The following is a 21,489-nucleotide window of genomic DNA, read 5'->3' on the forward strand; positions in this document are numbered from 1 at the left end:
AGCGCGCCGGCCAGGTCCGCGAGGCCCTGCTGTACGCCGGCGGGTGTGTCGGCGGTGATCCACCGGACCGGCGCGCAGCCGTGAGGGCGGGTGGCGGCCCAGTGGGCGGCCAGGGTGCTCTTGCCGATGCCGCCCAGGCCGTGCACGGCCTGGACGACGGCCCCGCCGGAAGTGGCGAGCGCGGCATCGAGGCGGTCCAGTTCACTCCCACGGCCGACGAACAGGCCCGGGTGCACCGCAAGGTTGTCCAGCCCGGCCGGGGCCGCCACCTCGGCCGGGGGCCGCAGCGCCTCGGCGGGCAAGGTCACCGCCCGGGAGTTGTCCCCGGTCAGCACGGTGCCGGAGTTATCCGCTCCGATGAAAACAGCCCGCTCGGCGCTCGCCTCCGCCTGGGGGCCGGGCCTGGTGGCGGGGGGTTCCGGCTGCGTACCGGCCCGTCTGAACAGCCATCTCACGGGTGGGCGCCCCCGGGCTGGCCGCCGGCGCTCTGGTCACCGTTGGACAGTGGGCCGGAGTTGTTTCCGCCGATGGCGATCGAACGGTTCCCGGACGCGGACACCGTGCCAGTGCCCGCGTCCGGGGTTGGGGTGGGGTTGGGTCCGGCAGCGGGCTGTGGCCCAGCAGCAGGCGGGACCGGTGACGTAGTCGCCCCGGGCCCGTCGCCGATGGAGATCGAGCCCTGGTTGTCCCCGCCGATGGCTACCGCCCGCTCGGCCGTAGCCTGGACCCGACGGTCAGGCGATGGTCCGGGGGTTGTGGCCCGGGTGGCGAAGCCGTGGCCCCACAGGACGGTCAGCGAGCTCAGTACCGCGCCGAGGGCGGAGGCCAGTGACCAGCGGACCGCGGGATCCTTCAGCAGGGGCGGCAGTACGACCGCCCCGCACAACCATGCCGGTACGACGAAGGCCGCAGCCGTCGCCAGCCCCGCCACCGCCCACCTGATGTTCTGTCCCATGCCGCCCCCACCGCGTCGGTTGTCCGTGTCTGCTCCCACGATGGCAGCAACACCCCTGCCGTGAAACGCCTTTGCACATAGAGATCGGGCGTAGAAGGAGCCCGTGGCGCTCAGGACCGCTCGCTGCGGCGGGCCCGCAGTTGCTGAGCCGGGGTGAGTCGTCGGCACCGGTCGAGCTCAGCGTCGACCTGCCCGGTCTGCTCGCAGCCGCTCGGCGCGGGCGTGGGCCTTCGCGCTCTGTTCCCGGGCGTACAACTGGTCCGCGCCTCCGCCGTGAGGCGTGGCGGGCACATTCACTCGGCCCGGACATGGCCGCTACGCGGACATGCCACGGGAACCCGTCGTGGCGGCCGGGACGGCGGGTGCCGCGACCTTGGGGCGCGGTGCGGTGCGCTGTGGTGCGGCGGCCATGGGGGCCGCGGGGCCGGTGAGGCCGGGCGGCAGGGTGACCGCGAGTCGCCCGCCGTGGTGCTCGGCCAGAGCGGCAAGGGTCCGTAGAGCCGCGACGTCGGCTTCGGCGAAGCGGGGCGGCTGCCCGCGTTGGGCGCCTTCGGCGATCGCGGCACCGGCGCGCTCCGCCAACTGCTGGGCGTGCCGGCCGACATCCCCGTAGGGACCGGCCGCGGTGCCGGGGCCGTCTGGCAAGTCCGCCAAGGGCAGCCGCTGCCATGCCTCCCGGAAAGCGACGACGCGGGGGTGCGCGGAGGCAGCGGTCAGCTCCTGCCCCATCGGGGTCTCGCGCCACGCCTGGAACGCCCTGGCGACCTCCCGGGATGCCTGCACCGCGTCCTCGCGCGTGCCGTACGGTACCGGCGCGCCGGTCCGCAGGGTGGTGCGCAGTTGGCGTACAGCGGCGACATTGCCGGCCGCCTCGTCGTCCGGGGCCGGGCGGCCGGGGTGGGGGATACCGGGGGTGCTGTAGATCCGTGCGGCGCCGCCGAGGTTGAGCAGTGCCTCGGCCGTGGGCAGTTCGTCTCCGCGGCGCCCGCGGAGCGCGACATCGGCCAGTGCCTGCGCGCCCGTGGCGATCGCCGTCGTGGTCCGAATGGAGACCGTGCGCCAGAAGCCCTGCACACGGATGTCCTTGCTCAGCTGCTCGAAGTAGTCGCCGGCCTTCTCCCGGATCACGTTCCACAGGTGCGTGGTGGCGCCCCGTACGGTCTGCAGCCGCTGCCACTCCGGGAGGTCCCGCAGCACGGCGGCGTGGTCATCGGCCTGCCGCATGGCCTCGTTGACGGGCCCCGGGTCACGCCGCGGGGGTGTGGCTTCGGCCTCCTGGCCGACCGGAGTGGGCGCGACCCGCTGCGCGTCGCTCGCGCGGGCGACGGGTACGGCGCTACGCCACTGCTCTTCCAGCTCGCGCAGCGGCGCGTCGACAGCTTCGAGGAGATCCTCGACCGTGCCGTGTTCGGGCGGGACGATGTCCGCCCATGCCTCCGCGACAGTGGCGGCGAACGCCTCCTCGATGCCGACGGGTTCGTACGCGACGGCCTCCGGGGCCGGACTGTCATCGGCGGGCGCCTCCGTGTCCCGCGGTTGGGCGCCGGAGTCCGCGCCGGGGTCCGTCTTGAGCCGCCACTGCGGGGCGCCGTAGGCGTCGTAGAGGACTCCGTTCTCCTGGCGCCATGCCCCGGTCGGCAGGTCGGTGCCGGTCCACAGGGGAAGTCCCTGCTGCTCCCGTGGCGGCGCCGCCACGGCGCGGGCCCTGGCACGGACCCCCAGCGAGCCGCCCGGTTCCTCGGTCGGCGGATCCGGCCGCGTGCGGGGCGCGTTCTCCTGCGGAGCCCGGGGCGCGGCGGTCTCGCCGCCGGTGGTGGCCGCGGGCCCGGATGCCGTCTCCTCACGCGACGGCTCCGGTGCCGCCTCGGGTGCCTCAACCGGCTCGGTGGTGGGCGTGGCCATAGGGGTCTCCTCCGTTCGGTCTGGTGCAGCGGTCTCCGGCGGGGACGGGGAATCGTCGGTACCAGTACCGGTCTCCCCTGTGGCGGCGGGCGTTTGTGCCGCGAGGTCTTCGGCGTACAAGTCGGGTACCGGCGGGTCCTCGACCGGCAGCGCCGGATCCGGGGCCGGCCCTGCGTTTCCCGGCTCGGGCGCGGCAGGCTGTCCGGACGTTTCATCGTCCGTACGGGCCGAGTCCGGGGCGGGCAGGCCCGGTTCGGTGGTGCCGGGCTCAGGTGCCGGCTCCGCGCCGGCGTCCTCGGCCGGTGTCCGCTCGTCGCTCGCTTCGTCCTCGCCGAACAGCCCCAGCTGCTCGGTCGCGGACGCCGGATCCGGTTCTGTGGTCTCAGAGACGATGGCCATCTCCTCCTCGCGGGCGGGTAGCGGTGGCTCCGGCGGGTGGGTCGACGCGTCCGCGAGAGGGCGGTCCTCGACGTCGGCGCTCCCTGGGGCGGCGTCGGTCGGTACCCGGTCGGGCGCGGGGCGCGGTACGACGACGCCTCCGGCGGCCCGGTCCGGTCGGTCCGACGTCCCTGCCCGCTCAGCGGGTTCCCCGGTGGTGCTGATGGTGTCCGTCGCGGGCTGTGCCTCCTCGACGGTCATCTGCCCGTCCGAGACGCCCGCGGGCTCCTCGGCGGCCGTGTTCGTGTCTGCCGTCGGCGCGGCGGCCGCCCGTTCGATCAAATGGGCCACGTCCGCGTGCAACCGCTGGACCTGGACGTCCAGGTGCTGGCGCAGCCGGTGCAGCGGCACACCGACATAGCGGTTGAGCATGTCGTCGGCGGTGGCGGCGAACAGCGCGGCCGCGGCAGTGCCCGCGGCCTCCATCGCCGCGGCGTTGGCCCGGTAGGCGTCCACGCCCCTCGCGGTCACGTCGATCGCCCCGATCGCTGTGCTGAGCGCCTGGATCTCGCCCTGGGGGCCGGATCCGTCCGGCCAGACGCGCGAGGTGACCTCCGTTGCGGCCGCGTGCAGGTCGTAGGCCCTCCGGGTCTCCAGCGCAACCTGGTTGCGGCTGTTGTGGCGGCCGAACACCGCGGCGACGTCCTGCGGTGCCCGCCGCTCGCGGGGCACGACCAGGACCTCTTCCGTGAGGTCCAGAGCGAAGCCGTTGGCGGCGCCCGTGGCCACGTCGCGGGTGGAGAACCCAATGACGCTGCCCCGGCGGTTGTTGTCCACGAATCGTAGTTCGGTGACGGACTCACCTCGCGTGCCGCCCTCGGCGATGAGGTCGCCCAGGCGGACCTGCGCCACGGTGCGGGTCTCCGGCCGCAGGTCGTCACGGTGTTCAGCCGGGATGAGCTGCACCCGCGAGGGCAGTTGCCGGATGAAGACGCTGTCCGGGACGGTCACCTCCTTCCCGGTCCGGTCGAGAATCACGGCATCGAGCAGCGTGCTGTTCTGGCGGTAGTCGCGGTACCCCGGGTAGACGGTGCCGGTGACGGTGACCGTCTCCGGAACGGGCAGTCCCCAAGCCTCTCCGTCCCATTGGATGCTTCTGCCGCTCACGACAACCGCGATCCGGTTGCCGCCCTGTAGCGCTTCCCGGGCGACCTCGGGCGGCACCTGCGTCGCTGTCTCCTGTTGGGCAGGCGCGTGGGTGGACTGCTCGGCATCGGCTGGTGGGGCCGTGCCGTCGACGGCCGCCGACTCGGGGACTGCGCGGGGCGCCCACGGCAGCTGTGCCCCGGGCCCGTCGGCGGGCCGCAGGTCCGCGGCCGCGCCGTTGATGGAGTAGGTGTAGCCGGTGGCCTTTTTCCCGCTCCGGCTCAGCACGTGGTACTCGCCGGTGTGGCCGGTGAGGTCGGTACTGACGTACCAGGTGTCCCCGGCCTCGCCGGGTGACATCACCTGCCCGGTCATCTGCTGGTCGCTCTGCTCGTCCCGCCAGGTCACCCACGAGCCGATGCCGTACTCCGCAGGGGTCAGGCCCGAGGCATCCGCTCGCTTGGGCAGCCGCAGAGACGGTGGCGGCCGGAACGGCTCCAGGAGGTTGCTTCCCTTGTACGTACGGCGCCACCGGGCCAGTTGATCGGCCTGTTCCGCGGGCGTTTGCTCTGCCTGCTCGTTCTTGGCCTCGACGACCGCGGTGAATTCGCCGAGACGCCGTTGGTACCCCTCCACCGCCTGCTGGGCCAGTCCCTGGTCCCCGGGGACTTCGAGCAGGGTGAACGTCAGCCGCCCGTCCGCGCTGGTCAGACGTACCCGCCCGTCGCCTCGTGAAGCGGTGTCCGGCCCGTCCGGGGCGCCGGCGGGCTCCGCCGTCTCCGCCTCCGTGCCGGGTTCCTCCCCGGGGCCGGGCGGGGCCTCTGTTTCCTGCGCGTGCGCCGCGTCCTCGGGGGCCGGGCTCGCTGTCTCCTGCGCCGTGCCCGGGGAGTCGAATACCTGGCCGTGTACCGCGTGGTCGACACCTGCGTCGGTGAGGGCTACGAGCAATTCGCGGACGGCCTGGTGCCGCTCTTCCTCGGACTGGTCGCTTCTCGGCCGCCACACCCCCTCCGGCACGGCGTCTCGGTCCCACCAGAACTTCTGCGCGCGGAGCGCTTCTCCGGCCTTGCGCCGACGGTAGGTGCCGTAGACGGCGTAGCCCACCTCCGCAGCGTGGGCGACGGCCACCGTGCCCTTGGGAACAGCGGCGGCCAAGCGCCACTGGGGGTCATCGGGCAGCGCGAAGCGTGAGTGGGGCGCGGCCAGAATGCCCGCCACGTCGATGCCGAACTGCTCTTCCCGCCCTTGCCGTACGTCGTCCACGCCCAGGGCGAGGTCCATCAGGCGCCGGTGCAGCGTGTGTCGGGCCTCGCTGACATCCCGGACGCTGACCGTCCGGCCCTGCTGCGAAATACCTCCAACCCGGTCCGCGCGCCGGCCGATGTCATCCATCAGGCGGTAGTAGGGCGTGTCCGACGAGGAGTCGGAGGCCGCCTCGTCGGAGAGGCAGGCGACGGCATCGGCGCCGCTCAGCCCGACGACCTCGAGCAGGGGCTCGTAGTGACGCAGCACCGCGGCGGCTTCGAGGTCGGTCGGCTGCCGCATCCTGATGCTCATTCCTCTCTACGCGCGGTCGTTCAGCGCTGCTGTCACAGCGGCGGGTCCGTCTCCAGGGCGGCGCGGGTGGCCTCGGCTTCGGCGGGGTGCCGGGCCGGGGCCGTCGTGGCGCCGGAGGTGACGAGGTAGGTCTCGAAGTCCTCCTGCGCGCCGGGCGGCGGCGGGGGGACCGGGAGCGGTTCGTGCGCTCCGGTCGCGCACGCGGCCAGCTGGAGGCGCGGGGTGAAGGCGTGGAGGGTGTTGATCCAGTCGGCTTCGGCGAGTTCGCGCCCGGGAGCCTCCTCTCCGGCGTACGTACGGACCCAGCCCGTGTACAGGGCGGTGAGGTGTTCAACGACGGGCGGGTGGCGGTACCAGCAGGAGGGGATCTGGTTGTGGAGTTCGAACGTCCGCCGGAGCCAGTCCACCCACTGCGCCAGTTCGCGCAGCCGCTGCCGGCGTTCGGGCGGGTCCATGGCCTCCCACACCCAGCGGCGCGGCTCCGGCCCCGCCTCCGCGGTCGGGGCGGGCAAGGCCGGCCACAGGGCCGCCGGGTCGTCCAGCGGGTCAGACACGGCCGGCTCCTCCCGCCACCGGGGCCGGCGGCTTGGTCAGGTCGACCGCCTCGGCGGCCGGGACGGGCACGGCGAGAAGCCTCTTGAGGTCCTTGTCGCGGAAGGTGAGCCGCATTTTGACCTTGATCGGCGGCAGATTGGAGTACTGGGCGATCGCGGTGAAGTCCTTGAGCTGCTGGAGGGAGTGGACGGGGGCGAGGTCGGTCTCGGTCAGCGAGGTGTTGGTGGAGTGCTCGCCGCGCGAGCGGCCGTACGACGTCCGTTCGACCTCGGTGCGTCCGTAGAGGCCGGAGAAGTAGCGCAGGGTCTCCAGATCGCCGCAGCCGGGCAGCAGCATCCGCAGTCCGCTCGCGGAGAGCACGGTGTTGGCCTTCTGGGTACCGAGGCTGTCGCGGAGCTGGGAGAGGTCGTGCCAGACGGTCAGGATGTCGATGCCCATGCCGCGGCCGGTGGTGAGGATGTTCGGCAGCCGGGGGTAGCGGAGCATGTTCCCGGCTTCGTCGACCAGGACGCCCAGGGACGGGTCGAGGGGCTTGCCCGTGGTGTTGTAACGGACTTCGGCGCCGTGGATGATCGACGCGATGATCGAGGTGAGCAGCGGGGCGAAGCGTTCGGCGTCCGCCTCGCTGGCGATCAGGCAGACCGTGCCGTTCCGGTCGAGGAGTTCCTCGACGGTGAAGTCGGTGCCGGAGGAGGTCTCCCGGACTTCCTCGTCGGCGTAGACGCGGGCCAGGACGTTGAGGCTGAACTGGATGGAGCCGACGCCGTCCTCGTGCAGGCGCAGCCAGGGGGAGGCGTAGTCGTCGGCCGCCTCGTTGTAACCGTGCTGGAGGAGGACGGCCCGTACGTGGTCGACGGCGTCCTTGCCGAGTCCGAGCCAGCGGCGCATGGCGTTGATGCCGCCGCCGGAGAGGTTCGCCGCGAGCAGGACGCCCTTGAGAACGCTCTTGGCCTGGTCGATCCAGGGGGCGGCGCGCTTGTCGTCGCCGGAGGCGGATGCTTCGGCCATCCAGGCGGCCATCCGGTCGGCGGCCTTGGCGTCGGTGCAGTAGTCGACGGGGGACCACTTGTTGGTGGTGCGGCCGGGGATCCCGGCCGGGGCGATCACCCAGACGGGGCCGTACTGACGGCGCCGGGCGTAGATGATGTCCAGGTCGGCGGCCTTGGTGGTGGTCACGACCAGGGGGCCCTGCCATTCGGCGGCGTTCGGCAGTACCAGCCCGGTGGTCTTCGACGACCCCGGTACGCCGAAGACCGTGGCGCTGATGTTGGGCTGGGCGGCCACGATCTTCTTGGTGCGCATGCCGCGCCCGGCGGTGATCCGGTTGGCGCGCTTGACGGGGTCCTGGGGCGCGGCGAGCTTCCGTTCGACCTTCGGGCCGCCCCACTGCGCGCCGCCCTTGGTACCACCGGAGTTCAGGGCGCTGACGGCCTTGATGACCAGGGTCAGGAAAACGATCACGAAGACCGCGAGCAGGGTGTAGAAGAGCCAGCCGGGCGGCGCGGGGCTGTAGACGGCGCCCGGGCCCCGTACGAGTGCGGTGAGCACCGTGGTGGGGACGCTCTCGTCGCTGCGGGCCCAGCCCCGGCCAGACAGGACCGCGGCGAGCGGTCCGGCCAGCAGGACGGATCCGCCGACGGCGACGGCCAGGCCCGCCGCGTAGGCCGCGAGGAGGCTGTTGTCATCGAGGCCGCCCGTGGCGCCGCTGCCGCCGGCCATCAGATCACCATCTTCTCGTCGGTCTCGAAGAGCTTCTCCTCGGTGTGGGAGAGCACCAGTTGGACGGCGTGCGAGCCGCCGCCGCGGCCGACCTTCCACAGCGCGCGGCCGCGCTGCCCGGCGCCCCAGGAGCCGATGAGGTCGCATTCGGCGTCGGTCAGGCCGATGACCTCGCGGGTGATCTGGAGCGGCCGGGTGTCCTGCGCGAGCTGGATACGGGTCTCGCAGGAGGAGATCAGGTCCTTGGCGATGTTGACGGCCTCGGAGCCGGCCGCGCCGACGCTCTCGAAGTCGGAGAGCCGGTGGGTGGCCAGGACCTGGATGGTGCCGGTGGCGCGGGACAGCCGCAGGTCGGCGTCGATCTTCTTGACCATCGCGGCGCCGCCGGAGCGCATCTGGCGCCACAGTTCGTCCCGTACGACGATCCAGGGCCGGTGGCCGGGCCGGTCGATGGCGGCCTGTGCCCAGGACGAGACGCAGCTCAGGACCATGGCGACGGTCTCGTCGCCGTACTGCTGGAGGGCGGAGATGTCGACGGACTGGATGGGTGCGTCCCAGTCCAGCCCGATGCTCGTCTCCTGGTCGAACAGGCCGCCCAGGTGGCCGGTCACCATGCCGCCGAGTGCGGATCGGATGGAGACCATCTGCTCGCGGGCCCGCTGCACCTCGCCGTCCCGTACGCGCAGTTCGCGGGCCATCTCGGCGGTCGGGTCGCGCAGCTTGTCGTACACGAGGGGGAGGGTGGGCACTGCGAGGCGGCTCTGCCCGTGCAGTTCGCCGGTCACTTCCCGTACGGCGACGTCCAGGGCCTCCTCCTCCTGAGGCTGGAGGTTCCGCTTGAGCTGGAGTTCCAGCAGCGCCTTGAGGAGGGTGAGGCGGCGGCGGTGGATCTCCTGCATGCGCGAGCGGAGTTCGGCCGGGTCCTTGACGAGTTCGAGTCCCGTGCCGAGCGGACCGGCGTCCAGCGGATTGAGCCGGCCCGGCAGGCCGGGGCCGAGGCGGACGGGCTCGACGCCGAGGTGCCGGCAGAGCGCCTGGTACTCGCCCTTGACGTCCCCGGCGATCAGCGTGCGGTGGCCGAACGCCATCAGCCGGAAGCACAGGGCCTTGACGTGCGCGGACTTCCCCGAGCCGGGGATGCCGGTGACCATCACGTTCGGGTTGGTCACCAGTCCTTCCTGCACCCACACGGCGGGGTGGGCGCTGAACGCCTGGGTGGTCAGAGTGTTCTGGCCGATGTACGCGCCGATCGGCGGCAGGGTCGCGGCGTGCAGGAACGGGTAGGCGCCGGCGGCGGTCGGGGTGTCGGCCCGTACGACCTCGGTGCGCGGCAGGGACGCGGCCCGGCCCGCGTACGGCTGGGGCCATCCCTTCTTCGGGGCGACCCGCATCACCGTGTCGGGGCTCTCCAGCAGCCGGGCCCGGCGCTGGTCGCGCGCGCTGAGCTGGGCCGGCACCGTGGCGGCGGGCCGTTGGTCGAGTCCGCTGGCCTCGCCGATCCCGGCGGCGTCCAGCAGGGTGTCGCCGCCGCTGCGGCGGCGGGTGAGCAGGCCCATCAGAATCCCATCCGTCGGTCGGGGAGCCCCTGGCCGAGCGGCAGCGCACCGGCCGCGAACCCGACGTCCTGGGCGCCCCACATGCGGCGCAGTTCCAGGCCGGAGGCGGCGGCGTCCGCCTGGAGTTCGGCGCAGGCGGTCTCCAGCTCGTCGAGGTCGGTGACCGTGACGGCCAGGACCGCCGTCATCCGTACGACGCCCTGGCCGGCGGCCCGGGCCGCGTCCTGGGACCGGGCGAGCAGCGCCTCGCGCCGCTCGTCCTCGCTCTCGTCCCGGCCGGTCTTGGCCCGCAGCTGGCGGGCCGAGTTCCGCTTCGCCTTCTCCCTGGCCAGCTCCTGGCGGGCGCGGCGCGGGCCGATCGGTTCGTACACCAGGGACATGGACCGCCGGGCGTTCTGACGCGGCCTCAGCAGCGGCTGCAGGAAGGTCGCGTACACCTCGGACTGCGGCCAGGTGCGCACCTGGTACGACACGCTCCAGGCCCCGTCGTGCTGGTAGGTGCCCCACCCGGTCTCCGCGGCGGCGGGACCGGCGAGAGCCGGGTCGACACCGGGCCCGGTGCCCTCCCAGCCGGGCGCCTCGGCGGCCACGGCCCGGGTGGCGAGCATGAGCTGGGACTCGGGGTCGTACGCGGTGCGCACGGTCATGGCGACCTTCCGCGGGGAGAGCCACTCGACGACCTGGAGGCTCGCGCTGCTCAGCGCCCCGTGCATGGCCTGGATCTCCCGTACGAGGACGGCGGCGGCGCCGATCTGCCCGCCGCCGGCGCCCTTGATGGCGAGCCGGGCGCGGGCGGCCGAGAGGGTGACCGACAGATACGTCTCGCGGGTCGTGGCCGCCGGGCCCGCGCCTTCCATCAGCTCCGACAGCGCCGTCACGGCCGCCGCGGGTGCGTCGGGGGTGATGTGCTGGGCCGTCCACGAACGCAGCGCGGCCCCGTCGTCGGGCAGACACCGCTGGTGGACCGAGAGGCGGACCACGGCGGAGTCCTCGGTGCAGTACGAGCGCAGGAACGCGGCCCAGGACCCGACCCGCGCGTTCTGCTTCTCGGTGTCCACCAGGGCCAGGCCCGGGAAGGTCACCCGGGCGACGGCCGTGTAGAGGCCTGCCACGGGATCGTGGACGACGCCGAGCTGCCCGCCGAGTCCGTCGGGGGCCTGCAGGATCCGCAGTCGGGCCAGTACCCCGGGGAGGTCCATCGGCTGTTCACCGGTCCGTTCGGACCGCGGGGCGAACACGCCGGAGAGGAACATGTTGCGCTTCTTTGCCACGGCGATCTGATGCCTCACTGCGAGAACGATCCATTCATCGGCGCTCAGCCCCATCACCCGGCCGAAGGCCAGCAGCAGCAGGACCAGCGCGATCGGCGCGCACACCAGTGCGGCACGCCAGCTGCCCAGATTGATGGGGATGAGGGCGACCACGGAGGCGGCCGCGACCATCGCGAAGCCCGGGCCGGACAGCCGGCCCATGAACCCGGACTTCTCGGACTGCCAACCGCCGTACGAAACAGGCTCTGCCATCAGTTCCCCTCCTTCGGGGAGGCGGGTGTGTCCCGGGGCGCGACCGCCGGCGCGGGAGGATTCTCCTGCTGCTGCGGGGCGCCCGCCCTCCGGGGCGGTACGACCACATGCCGCCCGCCGCCTCCGCCGTGGTCCAGTCCGGCGTGCGCGGCCGTGTTGGCCATGCCGGACTCCAGGACGTCCTTGCCGACGGCCAGGGCCTGGAGCCCCAGCCCCACACCGGCCGCCACCTTGCCGCCGAAGCGCGCGCCGCCCCGGACGGCGCCGCCCTGTCCGCCGCCCGTACTCCCGGCGCCGGCGCCCGGGGAGGAGCCTGCGGAAGCCGCGGCGTTGGAACCGCTGCTCATCGTCTGCGCGGTGTCCCGTTCCAGAGCCCGTGTGTAGTTGCTGCCGCCGCCGACCGCGCCGGCGCCGCTCATCTCGGGCCGGTAGCCGCCGGTCATCGAACCGGCGGACGAGCCGACCGAACTCATCAGCCCGGAGGCGACGGAGCCGCCACCGCCGACCGTGGAGAAGGTCATGAACTTGGCCAGTACGGGCCAGGCGAAGCAGGCGATGACGAAGATCAGCAGGCCCACGAACATGTTCTGGACACCCTGGGTGTCGGCCCCGGCCATCGCGCCGAACCCGATGGCGAAGCAGACCACGATCAGCGGCTTCATCAGAACCAGCGCGATCAGCGCGTTACGGGCCTTGGGCCACCACTCGCTGGTGGAATCCGCCATCTGCCCGGCCAGCACCACCGGCATCGTCGCCATCAGGATCATGATCCCGGCCTGCCTCAGCAGCACCTCGATCCACAGGGCGGAGATCGCCAGAATGCACACGATGCCGACCACGATGATGACGCCGACAGCCGCCGCCGTCACCCCGTTGCCGGCGATGAGCGCGGTACCGGCGGTCGCTCCGCCGCCACCACCGACGATCAGCCCGCCGAACAGGGTGCCCAGTTGCTGCTGCATCTTGTCCTGGGCCGACCCGGTGCCGTCGAACGACTCGTTGATGATCCACGTGGACACCGCGTCCGACCAGATCAGCGCCGTCTGCGTCACCCCGAAGTAGACCGCGGAGATCACCGCCCACTTCACCAGACCGACCACCGCCGTCGCGGCCGGCTCACCCCGCTGGCTCACCGCGACCTTCCCGAACTGCAGAAGCAGCAGAAACGTCGCGATCACCACCGACAACGCGGTCATCATCGCGGTGACCGATCCGATGCCCACCTTCGAGAGGTCGATGGTGGAGGCGGAGTTGAAGACCTTCGCGAACTCGTCCAGCAGCCACACCACGGACCTGCCGACGTACCGCGCGGCCTCCTGCAGGGCATCGGACGCCATCTTCGAGAACGCGCCGTAGACCCAGTTCCCGAGCCAGGGCTCCGCCGGATACTTGTCGTACGCCTGTCGACGGCACTCCCGGAAACTGCCGCCCTCGTCGACGCAGGCGGTGAGCATGGCGTCGCGCTTCTGGAAGTCGGGCTCTTCCTTCGCCTGCTGGCGCCACTTCTCCAGTTGCTTGACCTCGAACGCCTTGCGCCCCTCCTCACCGCACTGGCCGGTCGATCCGGTGCCGTCAGCGCCTTCGCACGGCTGGAGTACGCCCTCGTCGGCGGTGCGCTGCCGGCAGTCGTCGGCGCGGTACAGATGGCAGTAATTGCCGTTGCTGTCGATGCCGACGTCGCCCTGCCATTCCTCCGGCGGGTTCTTTGAGCTGCCGGGCCCGTAGTCGACGTGGTCCTTGGGATCGTCCGCGGCCAGAACCGCTGGTGTCCCGGCGAGCGCCACGGGTGCCCCTGCCGCGCCGATCCCGAAGCAGATGGCCAGCACGGTGATGAAGCACAGGACACGCGCAAGATGCGGGGGACGGTCAGTCCGCATGCTGCACCTGCACCCACCCGTCCTGCGTGGCGTACGGGGAGTCCGGGGCGTAGGCGACGGGGGACGAGCGCTTCTTCCAGTACTTCGGCTCGTTGGTGAGCTTCCAGCCGCCGTCCTGCCACTTCACGATGAAGTCCTGTGCCTCGCCCTTGAGCGGGTCGTTGTCGGAGCCTCCGTCCGGCCCGGTGGCGTACCGGTCGTAATCCATCCAGACCTGTACGACGTCTCCCGGGGTATCGCCGTCCACGATGATCGAGGTCGACCGCGCGGCGTTGACGTTCATGGTGAAGGTGATCCCGGCGGGAGCGGGCCCGGACGGCGGCAGACCGGCGGTCTCGCGGGTCTTGCGGACCTCGGAGATCTGCTCGTCGATGTACCCGGCGGCATCCGGCGATACGACCGCCTCCAGCTGCTGACGGGCCTTCTGGTCGTCCAGGAACGCGTACTCCTCCCAGAAGTAGACGGCCGCCGACACAGCCCCCTTCGCGTTGTGCGGGAATCCGGTCGAGGCACCGCCCTTCTGACCGGTCGGCACGGACAGCGTCAGCGTGTTGGCCTTCTCCGGGGTCATCTCCGGATTCCACAGACCGCCCTTGCCCGATCCGGACGGTGAGGGCTTCGCCGAAGAAGCGGTGGGCCCCGCGGACGGCGCCTTCGGTTCGTCATCGTCGTCCAGCGCCACGACGACGCCGATGACCCCGGCGGTGAGTACGGCCCCGGCCAGCACGCCGATCCCGGCGAGCCTGAGTTTGGCCCGGCGGGCCTTGCGGTCGTCCATCAGGAGGCCATGTTGTAGAAGGCCAGGACCAGACTGGAGGTCACGCCGATACCGCCTGCTCCCACCAGGCTCCACAGCACGCCCTGCTTGCCCCGCGCGGCGAGAGCGGCCCGCTCGGTGTTGTGGCCGATGGCCACGAGCGCCCAGGCGACCAGCCCGCCCAGTACGGCGGCGGACAGCCCCAGGCCGGCCGTCCAGGCCAGGATCGTCTTGACCGGCGTGTTCACCTCTTTGGGCAGCGTCGGCGTGTAGTCGGGGACCGGGCCCGCCGCCAAGGTGGTGAGCGTGTTCAGAAGTTGACTCATGTCCGATACCTCGTCAGAGAGCGGGAACAGCGACGGGAACGCGCGCGGGCCGCGACGCGTCGGGAAGCGGGTCTCCCCAGGTGGTGTGCGCGGCGTCCAGCACGGCGGCGGCCAGCCGGTCGGCCGCCTGGCGGGTGCGGGAGTGCAGATGCGATGTCCGGCGCAGTCCGTACGCGCGGATGTCGGGGTCGTACGGCACGTCCACCACGGCGGCAGCGCGGGAGGCGAGCATGGTCGTGCCCGCCCGTACTACCGCGGGCGGGCGGCCCCCGGCGGTGGCGACCATCACGATGACGGTGCGTTGGAGGGGCAGTCCCTCGGCCTGCATGGCCATGACCGTCTGCTGGAGTGCGTGCATGCCGTTGGCGGTCGCCGTGCAGCACAGCACCGGTACGGCGTAGGGAAGTTCGCACCAGCCGCGCGTCTGTCCCGCGCGGCCGTCGCACCGGGCGACCAGGATGTCGTGGGCGACGGGATGCGGGGTGTCGGTGATGACGGCCTGCCAGCCACCGATCGCTGCCAGCTGGTACCAGGCGGCGGGGTCCTGCGGCAGCGCGAGCGGCGGACTGTGCCAGTCCCGGCCGTCGGTGAGCACCTGCCAGGAGGCGCCGTTCGGCGCTGCGCACCCGGCGGCCGCCTGCCGCACCTGTCCACGCGTTGCCGGCCGGTCGGGGGGAAGCGACGCCAGTCCTACGGCTTCCTGATCCGACGTCCATGCCGGCCAGGGCGATGCAAGACGTGGGCCGGTGTCCAGGACAGCCGTGTGTCCCAACAGTGCGAGGCCGCAGGCGAGAAGCCCCGCCACCGTGGAACGGCCGCTTCCGCCGACGGGTGCCATCACCGGCAGCAGCAGACGGCATCCCTCTTGCAACGGCGCCGAACCGGGCCGTTCCCTCATATGTCCCCCCGGACTGGACCCACGCGAGTTTGCATAAGCTAACAATTGGCGGGTCAACGACAACCGCAAGGCCGCGCCGGAACTTTACACGCCCACCTCGCGCCACCCGCAGGGCGGGAGCGTCGAACTCTAATCAGCCTACTGATTACTGGTGATGGCATAGTGTCACGCACGATCACGGCTCCGTCGAGTCGATTCCGTGGGACCGGATCGACCTCTCATGTCGATTTGGGGGAGCAAATCTGTACATGATCAGACCAGGAGGGGGATCCTGTGCGGATCACGGGATGGGTCAAACTGGCCGCGGCCGGGCTGATCATGACACCGGTCGCGCTCGGCGTGGGGATGGTAATGCTCGTCGCGACGTTCGACGACGACGAGAAGAACGGCGGCAGCATCGCGGTACCGGCGGGCAGCGGCCTGAAAATCGGCGACGGCGCGGTCCCCGCCAAGTACGCGCAGCTCATCATGCAGGCCGCGTCGGCATGCGACGCCGGGCTCACCGCGCCGATTCTGGCTGCCCAGCTCAAGCAGGAGAGCGGCTTCAACCCACGGGCCGCAAGCCCGGCGGGAGCCCAGGGCATAGCCCAGTTCATACCCGGCACCTGGGAAACGTGGGGCGTCGACGGCAACGGTGACGGCAAGAAGGACGTCTGGGACCCGGAGGACGCCATCCCCGCGCAGGGGAAGTTCATGTGTTCGCTGCTCAAGCAGGCGAAGAAGCGTCCCGAGTACAGCGGCTCGCCCATGGAGCTGGCCCTGGCCGGCTACAACGCCGGGTGGTACGCCGTGCAGAAGTACAGCGGCATTCCCCCGTACCGGGAGACGCAGAACTACGTGAAGATCATCATGCAGACCTCTGTCGAACTGTCCGCGAATCCCGGCAGCAGCACGTCCGGGGACTGGTACCTGCCCGTCGACGGCCCGGCCGGGACCCCGTACCACCAGAAGGGCCCCGCCTGGTCCAGCGGTTACCACACCGGCATCGACTTCGCGGTTCCGACCGGGACGCCCGTCAGAGCGATCGGCCCGGGAACAGTCGTCACCTCCGGACAGGGCGGCGCCTACGGCTACCAGGTCGTCATCCAGCACGAGGACGGGAAGTACAGCCAGTACGCCCACCTCTCCTCACTCAAGGTGGACGCCGGGCAGTCCGTCGACGGCGGCACCCCCATCGGTCTCTCCGGCGAGTCCGGCAACACCTTCGGACCGCATCTGCACTTCGAGATACGCACCGGCCCCGACTACGGATCAGATATCAGCCCCATCCCCTATCTGCGCGCCAAGGGCCTGACCATCTGAGCCGCACGGCCGCCCGGCATCCTTCCCGGAGACCCGCTCGCGTACCCGACCACGATCGAGGCACCCCATGGACGAACCGCAGTACGGCCCCTGGGGCATGGTCACGCCAACCTTCTGGCACGGCGCGGCCGCGTCCGACGATCCGTCCACGCCCGCGGACGCGGACAGCGTCCGCACCCGGCTCGCCGCCATCCCCGCGCTCGTCGCGGCGGAACGCCCCGGAGACGCGTCGGCGCTCGCCGAGGAGATCGACCGCGAACTCACCTCCGCCGGACGCGAGCACACCATGGACATAGTCGACGTCCGCGAGGTCCGCGGCTATCTCGCACACCTGCTGGGCGACCACTCCACCGCCGTGGGCTGGTACCTGCACGCCGTACGACTCCGGGCCGGCCTACAGGGCCCCACCCACCCCGACACCGTGCAGGCCGCGCGCCGCGCATACAGCCTGTGGCGCACCGTCCCGTCCCCCGACGCCCGACGGCTCGGCCCCGAACTCCTCGCCGCCGTAACCGACATCCACGGCCCCGAAGCCACCGTCACCCGCCGCACCCGCGAACGGCTGGCCGCCCTCGTCGAAAACGCCTGAGCGGGGGCCTCGGGCTCCGGTACTACCTGGTCAGGCACCGTTGCCCCTATTGGACCCAACAGGGCTACAGCCGCCCTCGCACGAGTGCACGAGTACCCGGGTACCGCCCGCTGCGGCCGCCAACGCGCGTTGGCGGACTCGCCGGTGGCAGGCCGGTCAAGGCTTCTCCGCAGCCCTCTCAACCTCCGGTAGACCTGTTGGACCCAACAGGTCTACCGGCCCGGGAACGAGCCCTTCCGGCTCTGTGCGGGCTGGTGGCGGTAGGCAGCGGCCGACGCCTCCGCCGAAGCCCGGGCGCGGACCGCGGCCTTCTGCTCGGCGGCGTGGGCGGCGCGGGCCCGGGTCTCGATGTCGTGGAGCTCGGGGTACTTCTTCGCGATCTCGGAGCGCCGGGCCTGCTCTTCCTGCCCGCTCGCCGCGTTCGCACGGTTCTTCGCGGCCGCGCTCTCGTACGAGGTGATGTCGCCCTTGAGCCGGGTCAGCAGTTGTGCGTCGTGCCGGTCCAGGCGCTGTTCCACGGTGGGCAGGTGTTCGCGCATCGCGGCCAGCTTCTCGGTGACGGCGTCGAGGCTGCTCGGGGCGTACTTCTCCGCCCCCATCTCCCGGAACTGCCCGGCGAACTCGCTGGTGCGGACCGTCTCCCACGCAGCGATGCGCGCGTCCCGCGCAGCGCTGTCCGCCCGGCTCTCCTCAGTCCGCCAGGCAGCGCGCTCGGCGGTGTACCGCTGGGTGAGTTCCCGGTGTTCCTTCTTCGAGGTGCCGGCCAGCAGCAGGGCGACGCGCCCACGGACCTTCTGGGGTTCCAGGTGTTCGGTGAGGTACCGGTCGGCTTCCTGCGCCTGGGCCTTCGCGTTCGTGGCGTTGGCGGCTTCCCGCCCGGCCTCGGCGGCCTTCTTCTCCGCATACGCCAGCAGGACGGACGCCTCGGCGGCGTATGTCTGTCCACGGGTCTGGCCGGCGTTCTTCTCCCTGGCCAGACGCTCCTCCAGAGCGCGGGCCTTCTCCGCCGCGTTCAGAGCACCCTGTTCACAGGTCTTCGCCTTGGCCAGAAAGTCGCCGACCTTCAGCCGCAGTCCGGCGTCCGAGTGCTTTCCGTACGGTCGTGTCCTCCACGCGGGCAGCGCGGCCATCTCGCGCCAGCGTCGGCTCGCGGCGAGCTCCCGCTCGTGGTCGCTGCTGCCATCGGTTTTGCCGTCCGGGGCCGGCGGGACGACGCGGTCGTCGGGCTCGGTGCGCTGCTGTGTCTCCTCGGCGACGCGCTGCGCCTGCGCGCGCGCTTCCTGAGCGAGGGCGGGGGAGACAGCCCTCGCCGCCCGGACCCTGGCGAGAGCGGCTTCGTTCGCCTCGCGGGTCTGCTCGTATTCCCGTGTGGCCTGAACGGGCAGAGGCGCGGGGGCCGGTGGTTCGCGCAGCAGGTCCGAGACCATCGCGTCGCCCTTGTCCTGCCCGAGGAACCGGGCGAAGGCGGTGATGGCGCGCTGGAGCCGTTCCTTCTCGCTGCGGGCCGCGCCGAGCCGGGCCTGGGTCTCCTCGTCCTCGACGACGGCCAGGGGGAGCCAGATGTGGTTCTCCCGGCGGCCGCGGGTGATGCCGGGGTAGGTCGCGAACGCGTTGGAGCCGTGCCCGTACAGCAGGGACACCTCGGAGGTCAGGCCCTGGCTCGCGGCGACCGTCATCGCGTAGCCGAGGGAGAGCGTGCCGGAGGCGATGGCCTCGGGCGCGAACCATGCCGACAGCTCGGCGGCGGCCTTGTCGCGCCAGGTGATCCGCAGACGGTGGTCGTCATCGATGGCGGTGACCACGGCCCGGTATCCGTTGAGGACGTCGGGGCCTTCGCCGCGGCGGCTGCGATAGTCGTTGGCGCGTACCCGCACGATGTCGCCGACGGCGAGGTTCAGTTCCTCACCGCCGGGCAGGGCGTAGCGGTGTTCGGCGCCGAGTTCGCCGGCGGCACGGCGGATCTGCTGGGCTCCGAGGTTGAGCAGGTCGACGTCCGCGTTGCGGGCGGCGAGAACGGTCAGGGATTCGATCAGGTCGTACGGTCCGGTCCACCGGCCGCGCAGTTCGTCCCAGGTGGTCAGGATCTGTGAGCGGGCCTCGTCGGCCGTCTCGGCGGCGTGGACGCGACCGCCGTCGGCGAGCAGCGTGAGGGCCTGTTCGTGGTCGCCGGTACGCCACACCTCCAGAGCGGCGCGTTCGGCGTCGTTCTGCTGGCGGCGGTTCTCCGTGAGAGTGAGGCCGTGCACCAGGCGGTGGACCTCCTTGAACCAGCCGCCCGGGCCGATCGCCTGCAGCTGCTTCGGGTCGCCGATCGCCACGATCTTCGTGCCGGTACGGGCCGCCTCCGTCATCAGCGCGGCGGCCTGCCGGTCGTTGGACATGGTGGCCTCGTCGATCACCAGGACGTCGATACCCGACAGGCCCTTGCCGTCGCGGATCTGCATCAGCCAGGAGGCGATCGAGCGGGCCGGAATGCCCGAGGAGTCGTTCAGCGACTTCGCCGCGACCGCGCTCACGGTGGCGCCGCCGTATGTCGTACCGGTGGCGTCCCACGCGATCCGGCACGCCTCCATCAGCGTCGACTTGCCCGCGCCCGCGACGCCGACCAGAGCGTCGATGCCGTGCCCGGCGGTCAGCGTCCGCTCGATCGCCTCGCGCTGCTGGGCGGACAGCTCGAAGCCGTTGGCGACCTCGAACACCGACATGGCGGCAGCAGTCTGATCGTTGGTCAGCCGGACGGCGCCCTCGTCGAACCGCTCCAGCGCCTGGGTGGTGACGATCTCCTCGGCGTCGAGGACGTCGCGGGTGGTGTAGCGGGCGGTGGACGACATGACGGTGGAGCCGACGTGCGGCACCGGCACCGCGTAGCCCTCGACCGCGAGGACCTGGTCGGCGAGCCGGTCCAGGAGGCCGAGATCGCCCGCGATGCCGTACTCCATCGCGTTCGCCACGGCGGCGAGCAGCTGCGCACGGCTGAAGGTCTTCTCCGACGCGGTGAGGCCGGTCTCCGGGTCGAACACCGCGGCGGCGAGGACGGCTGGCGAGGGCGGGGGCACGCGCGGGCCGCCGCCGGGCCCGTCGAAACTCGCCGCTCCGCCGGGGCCTGGCGGGCCGGGCGCGGCGGCCGCCACCATCGCGTCGACGTCGCCGACGACTCTCTCGGCGCGGGTGCGCCAGCCGGCCCGCATCCCGGCCGCGTCCGCGTCGAATTTCGCGCGCCGCGTCTCGGCGGAGACGCGCTGCTTGTCCTGGCGCGAGGCGTCCTGGCCGGCCAGCTCGTCGACGGCGGCAGCGCGCCGGGAGAACGCGTCACGCAGTTCCTGGGGGACGTGCTTGATCTCCCACGCGCCGGTGCGCTCGTTCAGCTCGCGGCGCACGCCGAACCGCTCGTACGTCAGCTGCCGCACCCGGCCCTTGAAGTAGCCGTCGAGAGCCTTGGCGTGACGGTGGAAGTCCTGCCCGCTGTTCGCGATGGCGCGCCACTCGCCGTCCTCGCACAGGGCGACGTTGGCGATGGTGACGTGCGCGTGCAGATGCGGGTCGCCGGGCTCACCGGGTGTCACGGGGCGCGCGGCGAGGTGTTCCACGGACCAGCCGATCAGGCCGCCGGTCGCGATCCGTACCGGCTTGCCGTCCTCGCTGCCGACCGCGTACCCGATCCACTTCTCCGCCTGGCGGACGGTGTCGTCCTTCGCTCGCTGCACCAGGTCGCGGAACTCGTGCTCGTCCATCTCGTCCATGAGCCCCACGAGCGTGCTGTCGGACTTCGGCAGGTCGAGCACGAGGTCCCAGCCGCGCACCCGGCTGTCGATCCGGATGTCCTTGTGCGCCCACGCGCGGGCCAGCTCCTCCTCGCCGTAGACCTCGGCCAGGTCGAGGCCGGCGGCGCGGGCGAGCTTGTGCAGGGTCTCCACCTGCAGGCGCCGCGCCTCGCCGAACCGGTTCACCAGACGCCGCTGCGCGGCGAGCACCTTCTGCTGCTTCGGCTTGCCCTCCAGCAGTTGCTCCGGGGTGACGCCTTTCCCGGCGGCCGCGGCCTCGATCGCCTCGGTCACCCGCGCCACGGTCAGCTGCGCGTCGGGGTGCGCGCGTACGGACGTCTTCGACGTGATCAGCCGGGCGCCGGTGGCGGGGTGACAGGCGTTCATCAACCGGCGCGCGGCGTTCTTGCCCTCGTCGTCCAGGCGCTCGCCCTCGACCAGCCCCACGTCCGCCAGGCCACCGCCGACCCACACCAGATGGCCATCGCCCTCCGGTCGCAGCCGGTAATCGACCGCCGCGTCCACCACGTCGTCCAGGACGGCGGTCACCTCGGCATCCGCCTCGACGACGCCGCAGCCGGCCTGCTCGCGGAGCCGGTACTCGACCTGCCCGTCCGCCACGATCTTCGTCAGCCAGGCCACCGGGCCGCTCCTTCGTGCTTGTGCGTTTGTACGCTGTTCCGGACCG

At 71.9% G+C, this 21,489-nt stretch carries 13 protein-coding genes and 1 pseudogene; 2 read left to right on the forward strand and 12 right to left on the reverse strand.

Annotated features, from left to right (window positions below):
- The 11 genes and pseudogenes from AB0389_RS30680 to AB0389_RS30730 form a co-directional block, all read right to left on the reverse strand.
- Positions 1 to 455, reverse strand: a pseudogene (locus AB0389_RS30680) (hypothetical protein); the annotation flags it as partial.
- On the reverse strand, positions 452 to 955 hold the full coding sequence (locus AB0389_RS30685) for a hypothetical protein (RefSeq protein ID WP_366398783.1): 504 nt from the start codon (positions 953 to 955) through the stop codon (positions 452 to 454). The gene AB0389_RS30685 and the pseudogene AB0389_RS30680, both read right to left, overlap by 4 nt.
- Positions 956 to 1,270: 315 nt before the next feature.
- Positions 1,271 to 5,926: a hypothetical protein gene (locus AB0389_RS30690; RefSeq protein WP_366398784.1), complete on the reverse strand. Its 4,656-nt coding sequence runs from the start codon at positions 5,924 to 5,926 to the stop codon at positions 1,271 to 1,273.
- 44 nt (positions 5,927 to 5,970) lie between these two features.
- On the reverse strand, positions 5,971 to 6,492 hold the full coding sequence (locus AB0389_RS30695; RefSeq protein ID WP_366398785.1) for a hypothetical protein: 522 nt from the start codon (positions 6,490 to 6,492) through the stop codon (positions 5,971 to 5,973).
- Positions 6,485 to 8,212 (reverse strand): type IV secretory system conjugative DNA transfer family protein, encoded by a 1,728-nt coding sequence (locus AB0389_RS30700; RefSeq protein WP_366398786.1) that lies wholly within the window; start codon positions 8,210 to 8,212, stop codon positions 6,485 to 6,487. The genes AB0389_RS30695 and AB0389_RS30700 overlap by 8 nt, the downstream gene beginning before the upstream one ends.
- Entirely contained in the window at positions 8,212 to 9,768 is a 1,557-nt protein-coding gene (locus AB0389_RS30705; RefSeq protein WP_366398787.1) for a type VI secretion protein, read from the reverse strand. Before AB0389_RS30705 ends, AB0389_RS30700 begins: the two co-directional genes overlap by 1 nt.
- Positions 9,768 to 11,291 (reverse strand): SCO6880 family protein, encoded by a 1,524-nt coding sequence (locus tag AB0389_RS30710; protein WP_366398788.1) that lies wholly within the window; start codon positions 11,289 to 11,291, stop codon positions 9,768 to 9,770. The genes AB0389_RS30705 and AB0389_RS30710 overlap by 1 nt, the downstream gene beginning before the upstream one ends.
- Entirely contained in the window at positions 11,291 to 13,168 is a 1,878-nt protein-coding gene (locus AB0389_RS30715; RefSeq protein ID WP_366398789.1) for a hypothetical protein, read from the reverse strand. The genes AB0389_RS30710 and AB0389_RS30715 overlap by 1 nt, the downstream gene beginning before the upstream one ends.
- Complete coding sequence (locus AB0389_RS30720; RefSeq protein WP_366398790.1) at positions 13,158 to 13,946, reverse strand: hypothetical protein; 789 nt, start codon at positions 13,944 to 13,946, stop codon at positions 13,158 to 13,160. Before AB0389_RS30720 ends, AB0389_RS30715 begins: the two co-directional genes overlap by 11 nt.
- Positions 13,946 to 14,251 (reverse strand): hypothetical protein, encoded by a 306-nt coding sequence (locus AB0389_RS30725; protein WP_366398791.1) that lies wholly within the window; start codon positions 14,249 to 14,251, stop codon positions 13,946 to 13,948. The genes AB0389_RS30720 and AB0389_RS30725 overlap by 1 nt, the downstream gene beginning before the upstream one ends.
- Before the next feature lie 13 nt (positions 14,252 to 14,264).
- Positions 14,265 to 14,897, reverse strand: a complete 633-nt coding sequence (locus AB0389_RS30730; RefSeq protein ID WP_366398792.1) for a hypothetical protein — start codon at positions 14,895 to 14,897, stop codon at positions 14,265 to 14,267.
- Positions 14,898 to 15,422: 525 nt separating this feature from the next.
- Here AB0389_RS30730 and AB0389_RS30735 point away from each other — a divergent pair.
- On the forward strand, positions 15,423 to 16,451 hold the full coding sequence (locus AB0389_RS30735) for a peptidoglycan DD-metalloendopeptidase family protein (RefSeq protein ID WP_366398793.1): 1,029 nt from the start codon (positions 15,423 to 15,425) through the stop codon (positions 16,449 to 16,451).
- A 67-nt stretch (positions 16,452 to 16,518) separates the two neighbouring features.
- Positions 16,519 to 17,040 carry a hypothetical protein gene (locus AB0389_RS30740; protein ID WP_366398794.1) on the forward strand — a complete coding sequence of 174 codons (522 nt, stop codon included), beginning with the start codon at positions 16,519 to 16,521 and terminating at the stop codon, positions 17,038 to 17,040.
- A 212-nt stretch (positions 17,041 to 17,252) separates the two neighbouring features.
- Here AB0389_RS30740 and mobF read toward each other — a convergent pair whose 3' ends face one another.
- On the reverse strand, positions 17,253 to 21,443 hold the full coding sequence (gene mobF / locus AB0389_RS30745; protein ID WP_366398795.1) for a MobF family relaxase: 4,191 nt from the start codon (positions 21,441 to 21,443) through the stop codon (positions 17,253 to 17,255).
- Between the last annotated feature and the right edge of the window lie 46 nt (positions 21,444 to 21,489).

The sequence above is a fragment of the Streptomyces sp. NPDC093109 genome (assembly GCF_040701725.1).
Classification (GTDB): Bacteria; Actinomycetota; Actinomycetes; order Streptomycetales; family Streptomycetaceae; genus Streptomyces.

Excerpts from the sequence above, each read along its gene's own strand:
- AB0389_RS30685 (WP_366398783.1), bottom strand. The coding sequence starts at position 955 with ATGGGACAGAACATCAGGTGGGCGGTGGCGGGGCTGGCGACGGCTGCG.
- AB0389_RS30690 (WP_366398784.1), bottom strand. The coding sequence starts at position 5,926 with ATGCGGCAGCCGACCGACCTCGAAGCCGCCGCGGTGCTGCGTCACTAC.
- AB0389_RS30700 (WP_366398786.1), bottom strand. The coding sequence starts at position 8,212 with ATGGCCGGCGGCAGCGGCGCCACGGGCGGCCTCGATGACAACAGCCTC.
- AB0389_RS30705 (WP_366398787.1), bottom strand. The coding sequence starts at position 9,768 with ATGGGCCTGCTCACCCGCCGCCGCAGCGGCGGCGACACCCTGCTGGAC.
- AB0389_RS30710 (WP_366398788.1), bottom strand. The coding sequence starts at position 11,291 with ATGGCAGAGCCTGTTTCGTACGGCGGTTGGCAGTCCGAGAAGTCCGGG.
- AB0389_RS30715 (WP_366398789.1), bottom strand. The coding sequence starts at position 13,168 with ATGCGGACTGACCGTCCCCCGCATCTTGCGCGTGTCCTGTGCTTCATC.
- AB0389_RS30720 (WP_366398790.1), bottom strand. The coding sequence starts at position 13,946 with ATGGACGACCGCAAGGCCCGCCGGGCCAAACTCAGGCTCGCCGGGATC.
- AB0389_RS30725 (WP_366398791.1), bottom strand. The coding sequence starts at position 14,251 with ATGAGTCAACTTCTGAACACGCTCACCACCTTGGCGGCGGGCCCGGTC.
- AB0389_RS30740 (WP_366398794.1), top strand. The coding sequence starts at position 16,519 with ATGGACGAACCGCAGTACGGCCCCTGGGGCATGGTCACGCCAACCTTC.